Genomic DNA, 9,584 nt, shown 5'->3' with positions numbered 1-9,584 from the left:
CCTGATGCCACTCCCATGCGCCGCCTACTTTGGGTTCCTTTTGCATGAGCTTAGATTGAAAATGGCAAACACTTGCATCGCCATCTAAAAGCTGGTTTACACTGTTCACCATACGTTCGCTTCTGGTAAGCAATCCGTAAACGTCATCGCCGGGAGTAAACCACAAAGCAAGTTTTGTTTTTTTACCAGTCTGGTCATTGAGATCGTATGAATTTTTGCTTATTGCTGCATCTTTTGTAGCAACCCTAAACAATTTATCTGTTTCTTCTTTTAAAAAAAAACCGGAAAAAATTAAATAGCCGTCGCGATGGTAAGCAGTAATCTGCTCCTTTGTTAGTGAATAGTCCATAGTTAATGTTTTAAGCTAATCTCGTAGTTCTATAATCTCATTTCTACCTTTAATTTGCCTTATATTGATACTAATTTGCCCTTTTTTAACAGATTTTAAAACTTGTAATACAGAACTAACAGTATCAATTCAGATCGGCAGATAAAAGTTTATTTACTATCCTGCTTCACGCGGGCTTTCTATATGTACAACGCCGGACCTCCTGAAGGATAAAACAATCAAAAATCCATTCATTCTTATATTATTGGTAAATTGCCCGAATGATAACATCTTCCAGAATATGGCTAATTACGGGCGTCTCAGGTGGTTTAGGACGGGCACTGGCGCTTGAGGCAGCTCAAAATGGCAATATAGTTTTCGGCACCCTGAGAAAACCAGGGCAAGCAGAAGAATTTACTGATCTTATTCACGGCAAAACGTTCGGAATCCAACTGGACGTAAATAAGCATGATCAGATCGGACCGGTTCTTACGCATATCCTTGATCAGTTTGGAAGGATTGATGTGCTGGTGAATAATGCTGGTTACGGATTATTTGGAGCTGCTGAAGAGGTAAGCATGAGTGAGGCACGAGAGCAGATGGAAACCAATTTCTTTGGGGTTCTGGCGGTCACCCAGGCTGTTCTGCCCATTATGAGAAGCCAGCGGTCAGGACATATCCTTCAGGTTTCGTCAATTGCTGGTTTAAGCTCCAATCCAGGCCTCGGACTTTACAATGCCAGTAAATTTGCACTGGAAGGTTTTACTGAAGCTCTCTATCTGGAAACAAAGGACTTGAACATCAGTGTCACTCTGGTCGAACCCGGACCGTTCAGAACAGATTGGGCAGGGTCTTCGTCTGTCAGATCTGCAAGGGTTATCCCTGACTACGATTCTACAGCCGGTAAAAGGATCCGCGCTATTAACGGCATCAGCGGCAAGCAACCGGGAGATCCGGTTAAAGCCGCCAAAGCTATCATTACAGTTGTGAATAGTGAAAAACCTCCGCTGAGGCTCGCGCTGGGCAAGATCGCGATCGATGTAATCCGGAAGAAAATCAATCTTCTGGAACGGGAGCTGAATGAATGGGAGCAGTTAAGTGTCGACACGGGGTTTGAGGAATAGGGGTTTTTTGATTAGCCGAATAACAACATATCGTTTTTATAGTTTCTTGGCGTTGCCCCGTTGTGCGGGGCCCGGGTGTTCCGCTTCAATATTTTGAGGCAAGCCCCAAAATGATTTTCACTTCACCCCCTAACGCATCTAAACGCTGCGCCAACGTAAGAACGAAAATTACATTCCGGATTCACAGCGTTTAGTGGCGTTAGCGATAGGAATGAAAATCCTTTTTTGCCTGGCAAAAAAGATTGAAATGGATAGCGCGGGCCCCGCACAACGGGGCAACGCTCAAATTTAAACCGTTAGATTTCTTAAATAGCAATCATTTGCTCAATACAATCATCAACGATCTTCTCCAAATCATAAATAACACTTGCAACTAAATTTACGATCCAACTATTTAGAAATTCGTTATAACTTTCCAAATTTATCCCAACGCCTCAAACCTCTCCCAGAAACCGTCCTGCGGTAACGGTGCAAAAATATTAACCGGTTCCAGTTTTACTGGGTGTTCGAATTGAAGACGTCGGGCATGCAGACAGATACTTTTCTTTAGGCTTCCCCGCGGATAGCCGTATTTATTATCCCCAACTATGGGGCAATTCAAGGTCGAAAGCTGCACGCGGATCTGGTGCGGACGGCCGGTTATAGGGTCAATTTCTATTAGATAATAACCGCCTAATTCGCCAATAAGCTTGTAATTGAGTTCAGCACGCTGGCTGCCCGGGATTTCTTTATCGTAAGCCTTAGTGACGTTCTTTTGCGGATTCTTTACCAGCCAGTGCACCAGGTTTCCCTCTTCGACGGCTGGCCGGTTCCTTACAACTGCCCAATACGTTTTATGCATATCCCGGCTTTTGAACATCTTGTTGATCCGGTCGAGGGCCTTGCTTGTCTTGGCGAACAGTATCACGCCGCTAACGGGGCGGTCCAGGCGATGCACTACTCCCAGAAATGCGCCGTTTGGTTTATTATATTTCGTAGCTATGTATCTCTTCACCTTTTCGTCAAGGGATTCGTCGCCCGTATCATCCACCTGAACGATATCTCCGGCGCGCTTATTCACCGCGATCAGATGGTTATCCTCAAATAGAATATCCTTATCGGTTATATCAGCAACCTGGGCAGGAAACTTCGGTTTTTTATAATCAGGATTATTCATACCAGACTACTAGCTCAATATTGTTCCGACTCATTAGGAAATGACCCTGACTTCACATCTTTAACATAGCTGCCGACAGCCCCGTTGATCTGATCGAACAGGTTCAGGTATTGTCTCAAGAACCTTGGCTTAAAACCATTATTAAGGCCAAGCATATCATGAACAACAAGAACCTGCCCATCACAATGGGGACCGGCTCCAATACCAATCGTGGGGATTTTAACACTTTTAGTAACCTCATCGGCCAGCTTAGCGGGGATCTTTTCAAGCACTACTGAGAAGCAGCCAGCCTCCTGTAAGACGAGTATATCAGTTTTTAACTTCTCTGCTTCTGCCTGTTCCTTTGCTCTTACTGTATAAGTACCAAACTTATAAATGGATTGCGGTGTAAGGCCCAGGTGTCCCATTACCGGTATTCCGGCCGTAATGATTCTGTCTATCGACTCACGCACTTCTATTCCGCCTTCCAGCTTAACCGCGTGTGCACCCGATTCCTTCATGATCCGGATCGCTGAATTTAACGCCTCTTTAGAATTACCCTGGTATGAACCGAAGGGCAGATCAACAACTACCAATGCCCTTTTAACAGCTCTCACTACAGATGCGGCATGATAGATCATCTGATCCAGTGTAATGGGCAATGTCGTTTCATGGCCCGCCATAACGTTTGATGCAGAATCTCCCACCAGTATAACGTCGACTCCACCCGTGTCGACTATGGTAGCCATAGAGTAGTCGTAGGATGTAAGCATAGCGATCTTCTCGCCTCTTTGCTTCATCCCAAGAATAGTGTTTGTGGTGATACGTTTGACCTCGTTATGAACTGACATTTGCCTGTATTTAGTAAATTCTGATCAAAGTTACCATAAATTAGAAAATTAGTGAATGAGTAAAATAGCAAATTGCCGATGCACCACCCTGCGTGGAGACGCTCGTAATTTACTTATTTTCAAATTTGCTAATTCTCAAATTTACTTTCAGTATTAGTTATAAATAACTACTTTTGTCCTTTGTGATAAAAGAAGTAATAAACTTCCTTCCAGACTGCCAGAATTCATCCGAACTGGTCTTTTATTTCGCCTATTTTCTCAATTCTTCAAATAAAATCAATGAATAGTTACATCAAATTACCTGCAGTATTGCTCTTGGAAGACGGAACCGTTTACCATGGAAAAGCCGCAGGAAAAATTGGTACCACTACTGGTGAGATCTGTTTTAACACGGGTATGACCGGATACCAGGAGATCTTCACAGATCCTTCGTATTTCGGACAGATCATGGTTACCACAAATGCCCATATTGGAAATTATGGCATCCATGATGAAGAGATCGAATCAGGAGATATCAAGATCGCGGGGCTGGTTTGTAAGAATTTCAATATTGCTTACAGCCGCAAAATGTCGGATACTTCTATCCAGGATTATTTCCAGGATGAGAATATCGTCGGTATTTCAGACGTCGACACGCGTTCACTTGTCAGACACATCCGGGATAAAGGCGCAATGAATGCGATCATCTCTTCGGAGATACTTGATATAGAAAAATTAAAAGAAAAGCTTGCTGCCGTTCCGTCTATGGACGGGCTGGAGCTTTCTTCACAAGTTTCTACCAAAGAAGCTTACGAATATGGAGATCCAAATGCAGCACATAAGGTAGCTGTACTGGACCTTGGCGTTAAGAAAAATATTCTCAGAAGCTTTGATACCAGAGGCGTTTTTGCAAAAGTATTCCCAGCGAAAACAACTTTTGCTGAAATGGAGAAATTTCAGCCGGACGGATATTTCATCTCTAATGGTCCCGGCGACCCGGCTGCTATGCCTTATGCTATTGATACCGTTAAAGAGATCCTGGCAGCAGATAAACCTCTTTTCGGGATATGCCTTGGACATCAGCTTTTAGCGCTGGCCAATGATGTCGGCACGATGAAAATGTTTAATGGCCATCGCGGTTTAAACCACCCGGTTAAGAATGTGATCATCAACCATTGCGAGGTAACTTCTCAAAACCATGGTTTCGGTGTTATCCAGGATGAGGTCCGCAAATCAGATAAAGTTGAAATTACCCATATAAACCTGAACGACCAGTCTATTGAGGGAATAAGGGTGAAAGGCAAAAAAGCTTTCTCGGTACAATACCATCCGGAATCTTCACCAGGCCCGCATGATTCACGTTATCTCTTCGATGATTTCGTCGGGATGCTTAAGCCTTAAGCTTTGAGCCATATGCTTAAAGCTTCGTTTCTAATTGAAGAAAAAATAGTAATTTTGAAATAACAATACATTAGTGTCCTCTGCACACTAAGGCTGAATATTCTTACACATTAAAAAACAATCATGAGTTTAATTATCGACGTACACGCAAGACAAATTCTGGATTCCCGTGGAAATCCAACTATAGAAGTAGATGTAATTACAGAAAACGGAATTATAGGCCGCGCGGCAGTGCCATCAGGCGCTTCTACAGGTATACACGAGGCTGTTGAACTTCGGGATGATGACAAGTCAGTGTATTTAGGTAAAGGTGTTTTAACGGCAGTTGCTAACGTAAATGATAAGATAGCCCCTGAGTTAAATGGCATTGATGTTTTTGAGCAAAACAGCATCGACAGCTTATTAATAAAATTAGACGGCACAGAAAATAAGGGAAATCTTGGTGCTAACGCTATTTTAGGCGTTTCCCTGGCTGTGGCAAAAGCTGCTGCACAGGAAAGCCGCCAGCCTCTTTACCGCTATATTGGTGGCGTTAATGCGAATACTTTACCCATCCCGATGATGAACATCATCAACGGCGGTTCACACTCTGATGCACCTATTGCATTTCAGGAGTTTATGATCATGCCGGCAGGCGCTTCTTCTTTCTCCGAAGCCTTACGCTGGGGAACAGAAGTATTCCATACGCTTAAAAAAATCCTTCACGACAGGGGCTTATCAACTGCTGTAGGTGATGAAGGTGGTTTCGCACCAAAATTTGAAGGAACAGAGGACGGTATTGAAACGATATTACAAGCCATTGAAAAGGCAGGCTATAAGGCAGGGAAAGATATTTACCTTGCCTTTGACTGTGCTGCTTCCGAATTCTATAAAGATGGCAAATACGATTACACCAAATTTGAAGGCGAAAAAGGTGCGATTCTTACGAGCACTGAACAAGTGGATTACCTGGTTAAATTGGCCTCAAAATATCCCATCATTTCCATTGAAGATGGTATGGCTGAAGATGACTGGGCGGGCTGGAAACTATTGACCGACAAAATCGGTTCGAAAGTACAGCTGGTAGGTGATGATCTTTTTGTTACCAATGTAAAACGTTTACAACAGGGTATAGACACGCATACAGCAAATTCAATCCTGGTAAAAGTTAACCAGATCGGTTCGCTTACCGAAACCATCAATGCAGTTAGCCTTGCTCAGAACAACGGTTACACCTCAGTAATGAGCCACCGTTCGGGCGAAACAGAAGATTACACCATTGCCGATCTTGCTGTTGCTTTAAACTGCGGACAAATTAAGACAGGGTCAGCATCCCGTTCAGACAGGATAGCAAAATACAATCAATTGCTTCGTATTGAAGAAGAGCTGGGTGTTAATGCCCGTTTTATTGGGAAAGATTTTAAGTATTTAAAAAAGTAAAAAGGCAATGGGGAATTGCAAATAGAAATAGAAAAGGCGGGATTTGATCCTGCCTTTTCTATTTAAAGCTGTATCCTATGCCTAAACCAAACCATTGCGGTGAAAATCCTGAAGAATTAAAAGCCGGTGTCCACTTTAGGTGCAACATTAATCCATTATTTAACGGTTGATACCTGTATCCAGCGTTTAAAAACCCCGTAACAGTTAACCCGCTTCCCGAAAAAATATTATCATTTACTGTGCCGGAAGCAGTGACATACATTGGTGTTATGCCGATCCCGCTTTCGAAAGATGAACGCTTTTTTCCTACAAGGTAATTAACAGCCAAGGGAAAGGTTATTATACCAATGGACGCTGAATTTCCCTGATCATCATATCCGGAAAAACTGCCGCCGCCTACTCCGGCACGTAACCCAAGCCCATCGTTCTGATCCGGCTTTAAACGAAGGTCAAAATTGCCCGATGCTTTCAGCCCGTTACCCAAAACTTCCAGGAACACGGTTTTCCGGCGTTGGGCCATCGAGGTTAGAACTATTAGCAATAAGAAACAAAAGGTAGATAATTTTTTCATACGTAGTTTTAGATTTGAGTTTAAATGTAGACGATATTATTTTAGGGATAGTTGCATATGTTAACAAGTTGATAATTACATGCAGGCAAAAATTCCTGAGTATGCCCCCCTATATCTTTTTAACTTATATTTGTTTCTATGACACGGGCTTTCAACCTAATAAAGAATAAATACCTGATTGCTGGAATAGCTTTCCTTACATGGATGCTCTTCTTCGACCGGAATGACCTGATGTCGCAATACGAATATCGCCAGCAGCTCACTAAGTTAGAAGCCGAAAAGGAATTCTATACTATAGAATCGGGAAAAACTGTTAAAGACCTTACCGAGCTCACGACTGACCGTAGCAAGCTTGAAAAATTTGCCCGGGAGAAATATTTGATGAAGAAAGAGAACGAAGATGTTTTTGTAATCATTAAGGAAGAGGGGAAAAAAGACAAAAGTTCTTTGTTCTAGAGAGATTTTTTAAAATGGGAGTATATGAAATACTCCCATTACTAAGGTACACAGACGCACCAGGAAGGTCAGATTAGTTAGAAAGGGCGTCCGAAATAAATCTATACCCATTGCCCAATGCATAACCCAGATGATACCAGAGGCTTTCGCCGCCACTTATTTTAGTTTGTTCACTTACCTTCAGTTCAGTTAAGCCGTGGATGTTTTTTAATGTTTTCATTGCTTCATAAATTGAAATAATCACCTACTCTTTTAAGGCTTTTCGGTTTCTGCCTTTTGCTGTTCAGCATTTGTCGCGATTATCAAAGTAACTAACGCTCAGTGTAAAAAAATTAGAATTGAGTGATCTGGCTGATAAGTGTACTAACGTACTTAGTTTACGGCAATCTATTTGCAGGACTGTGAGTTAGAGAATCGTCTCAGTTAAATTCTCTTCGTCTTCCAGCAGCCGAAATTCAAGATTGATATTCATCAGATATGGTTGGGAGTAATAATAGGTTCCGAGTTGCTTGGAATATTCAATTGGTGCGTCTTTGAGCCTCAACTCCTCCATTACCTTATATACCATGGACGTGGATAATTTAAGTCGCTTAGCCAGCTCCCCGGGGGTACCTGTTCTGCGATACTTTATCAACTCATGCAGCCGGTTTATTCTCTCAATTTGTTCAAGCAATTTCATAAGCAGGAAAGTCTATATCCCGGGGCAGGTGCTTAGTCCAGAGGGAATAATATTCAGATCTTCTGGCGATTAGTTCAGAGTGTGTTCCTTCTTCTTCGACACGACCGTTTTTAAACACTATGATCTTATCAGCTCTTTGAATTGTGCTTAGCCGGTGAGCGATGACAATTACCGTTTTTCCCTTTTCTAAGAAATTAGCTATTGTATCAAGAACGTGATTTTCGGACAAGGGATCAAGTGAGGAAGTTGCTTCGTCGAGTATCAGGATCTCTGGGTCTCTATAGAGTGCCCTTGCTATCGCGATACGTTGTCTGAAGCCGCCAGATAAAGCTACACCGTTCTCACCAATGTTCGTCTGAAATCCATCAGAAAGTTTGTCGATAAAATCGATGATACCCAATTGAATACAGATTTTTAAAACTTTCTGCATATCAATCTCCTCCCTTCCAATGGTAATGTTACTTAGGATACTGCCGGAAAACAGATCAGTTACCTGCGGAACCACGGCTACAATTTCCCGTAGAGACGTATTGGTGACATACTTAATTGAATTTACCCCGAAATAAATATTTCCCGAGTAAAACGGATAAATGTTTTGCAGAAGCGATACCAGCGAGGATTTCCCACAGCCACTCTCACCGACGATAGCAGTCATCCTTTTCAAGGGTATGTCCAAATCAAGATTAGAAAACACATCGACACCGGTACCATATCGAAATGACAGACGGCTGAACCGGATGTTACCAATATTCTGAGGAGTCAGTTTAATTTGATTTTCATTTGTTTCTGTCTCCCGCTCGAGGTCCATGACCTCAAACAACCTATCTGACGCAATAAGCGCATCCTGGACCACCTTATTCATTCCGATAAGGGATGTGATTGGCCCGGTGAAGTATGCGATAAGGGTATAAAAAGATAATAATTCACCCGGGCTTATTTGCCGGTTTAGTACATAACCAGAACCAACCCATAACAATATGATCACGAACAATTGCGAGGTAAACTCTGTAGAAGCTCCCGAGAATAGTGAGTTCATGCCGGATCTATATATTGTCTTTAGAAGTACAATAAACCTCGACTCAGTTTTATCATTTGAATATTGCTCCAGAGAGAATCGCTTTATTGTTCCGATTGCATTCAGGCTTTCTAAGAGCTGCGATTCTAATTCAGCACTGTCTTCCATTAATTTGCGCTGTGCTCGTTTGTTGAGCATGTTTGTAATAAAATAGATGAGGGAATAGACTGGCACAGTAAGTAACATCGCGAGAGCCAGCTTCCAATAGTAAGTAAACATTAATGCTAATGAAGAAATCAGCATAGAAATGCTCACGATAAGGTTTATTGATATGTCGTTAATGAAAAGACGAATTTTAACTGCATCGCTAACCCTCGAAGTGATCTCTCCCACACGCATCGTATCAAAAAATTGCTGAGGCAACTTTAACAAGTGCTTGTAATAACCAAGTATTAGTCGGGTATCTATTAGCTGGCCTGTCCGTAAAATGAAAACATTTTTTAGCACATCGATGCCCACACGCAGTAAAAGCACCAGGATCATTCCGAAGGCCATCAGGTTTAGAAACTTGTAATTATTATCAACAATTACATGATCGACGATATTCTGAATAAAAATTGCGGTTG

At 42.2% G+C, this 9,584-nt stretch carries 11 protein-coding genes; 4 read left to right on the top strand and 7 right to left on the bottom strand.

Features of this window, described 5'->3' with window-relative positions; all coding sequences use genetic code 11:
* A partial coding sequence (locus WKF69_RS16580; protein WP_340383337.1) for a phytanoyl-CoA dioxygenase family protein occupies window positions 1–349 on the bottom strand: 349 nt, incomplete at its 3' end.
* Between the two features lie 260 nt (window positions 350–609).
* On the opposite strand from WKF69_RS16580, the gene WKF69_RS16575 reads away from it, so the two are divergent.
* Window positions 610–1,452 (top strand): oxidoreductase, encoded by an 843-nt coding sequence (locus WKF69_RS16575; RefSeq protein ID WP_340383335.1) that lies wholly within the window; start codon window positions 610–612, stop codon window positions 1,450–1,452.
* A 421-nt stretch (window positions 1,453–1,873) separates the two neighbouring features.
* Here the strand turns inward: WKF69_RS16575 and WKF69_RS16570 are convergent, their stop codons facing one another.
* Together WKF69_RS16570 and panB are read right to left on the bottom strand one after the other, a co-directional pair.
* A complete protein-coding gene (locus WKF69_RS16570; protein ID WP_340383333.1) occupies window positions 1,874–2,608 on the bottom strand; it encodes an RluA family pseudouridine synthase in 735 nt (244 codons plus the stop codon).
* 14 nt (window positions 2,609–2,622) lie between these two features.
* The gene (panB, locus tag WKF69_RS16565; protein WP_340383331.1) at window positions 2,623–3,438 is read right to left on the bottom strand and encodes a 3-methyl-2-oxobutanoate hydroxymethyltransferase; all 816 of its coding nucleotides are present in this window, start codon (window positions 3,436–3,438) and stop codon (window positions 2,623–2,625) included.
* Window positions 3,439–3,717: 279 nt separating this feature from the next.
* Between panB and carA the strand changes: the two genes are divergently transcribed.
* A complete protein-coding gene (gene carA, locus WKF69_RS16560) occupies window positions 3,718–4,818 on the top strand; it encodes a glutamine-hydrolyzing carbamoyl-phosphate synthase small subunit (RefSeq protein WP_340383329.1) in 1,101 nt (366 codons plus the stop codon).
* A gap of 123 nt (window positions 4,819–4,941) precedes the next feature.
* Complete coding sequence (eno, locus tag WKF69_RS16555) at window positions 4,942–6,237, top strand: phosphopyruvate hydratase (RefSeq protein ID WP_340383327.1); 1,296 nt, start codon at window positions 4,942–4,944, stop codon at window positions 6,235–6,237.
* A gap of 58 nt (window positions 6,238–6,295) precedes the next feature.
* On the opposite strand, the gene WKF69_RS16550 is transcribed toward eno, so the two are convergent.
* The gene (locus WKF69_RS16550; RefSeq protein ID WP_340383325.1) at window positions 6,296–6,808 is read right to left on the bottom strand and encodes a hypothetical protein; all 513 of its coding nucleotides are present in this window, start codon (window positions 6,806–6,808) and stop codon (window positions 6,296–6,298) included.
* Window positions 6,809–6,946: 138 nt separating this feature from the next.
* Here WKF69_RS16550 and WKF69_RS16545 point away from each other — a divergent pair, with 138 nt between their 5' ends.
* Window positions 6,947–7,264: a septum formation initiator family protein gene (locus WKF69_RS16545; protein WP_340383323.1), complete on the top strand. Its 318-nt coding sequence runs from the start codon at window positions 6,947–6,949 to the stop codon at window positions 7,262–7,264.
* A 73-nt stretch (window positions 7,265–7,337) separates the two neighbouring features.
* Here the strand turns inward: WKF69_RS16545 and WKF69_RS16540 are convergent, their stop codons facing one another.
* The 3 genes from WKF69_RS16540 to WKF69_RS16530 form a co-directional block, all read right to left on the bottom strand.
* Window positions 7,338–7,484 (bottom strand): hypothetical protein, encoded by a 147-nt coding sequence (locus WKF69_RS16540; RefSeq protein ID WP_340383321.1) that lies wholly within the window; start codon window positions 7,482–7,484, stop codon window positions 7,338–7,340.
* A gap of 186 nt (window positions 7,485–7,670) precedes the next feature.
* Entirely contained in the window at window positions 7,671–7,943 is a 273-nt protein-coding gene (locus WKF69_RS16535; protein WP_340383319.1) for an HTH domain-containing protein, read from the bottom strand.
* Window positions 7,930–9,584, bottom strand: a 1,655-nt coding sequence (locus WKF69_RS16530; RefSeq protein WP_340383317.1) for a peptidase domain-containing ABC transporter, incomplete at its 5' end; no start/stop codon positions are given. The genes WKF69_RS16530 and WKF69_RS16535, both read right to left, overlap by 14 nt.

Origin of the sequence: Daejeonella sp. (assembly GCF_037719425.1) — a bacterium.
Lineage (GTDB): Bacteria > Bacteroidota > Bacteroidia > Sphingobacteriales > Sphingobacteriaceae > Daejeonella.
The sequence above is the reverse complement of the archived record's forward strand: the minus strand, read 5'-3'. Positions and strand labels throughout refer to the sequence as shown.

Excerpts from the sequence above, each read along its gene's own strand:
- WKF69_RS16575 (WP_340383335.1), top strand. The coding sequence starts at position 610 with ATGATAACATCTTCCAGAATATGGCTAATTACGGGCGTCTCAGGTGGT.
- eno (WP_340383327.1), top strand. The coding sequence starts at position 4,942 with ATGAGTTTAATTATCGACGTACACGCAAGACAAATTCTGGATTCCCGT.
- WKF69_RS16545 (WP_340383323.1), top strand. The coding sequence starts at position 6,947 with ATGACACGGGCTTTCAACCTAATAAAGAATAAATACCTGATTGCTGGA.
- carA (WP_340383329.1), top strand. The coding sequence starts at position 3,718 with ATGAATAGTTACATCAAATTACCTGCAGTATTGCTCTTGGAAGACGGA.
- WKF69_RS16535 (WP_340383319.1), bottom strand. The coding sequence starts at position 7,943 with ATGAAATTGCTTGAACAAATTGAGAGAATAAACCGGCTGCATGAGTTG.
- WKF69_RS16550 (WP_340383325.1), bottom strand. The coding sequence starts at position 6,808 with ATGAAAAAATTATCTACCTTTTGTTTCTTATTGCTAATAGTTCTAACC.
- WKF69_RS16570 (WP_340383333.1), bottom strand. The coding sequence starts at position 2,608 with ATGAATAATCCTGATTATAAAAAACCGAAGTTTCCTGCCCAGGTTGCT.
- panB (WP_340383331.1), bottom strand. The coding sequence starts at position 3,438 with ATGTCAGTTCATAACGAGGTCAAACGTATCACCACAAACACTATTCTT.
- WKF69_RS16540 (WP_340383321.1), bottom strand. The coding sequence starts at position 7,484 with ATGAAAACATTAAAAAACATCCACGGCTTAACTGAACTGAAGGTAAGT.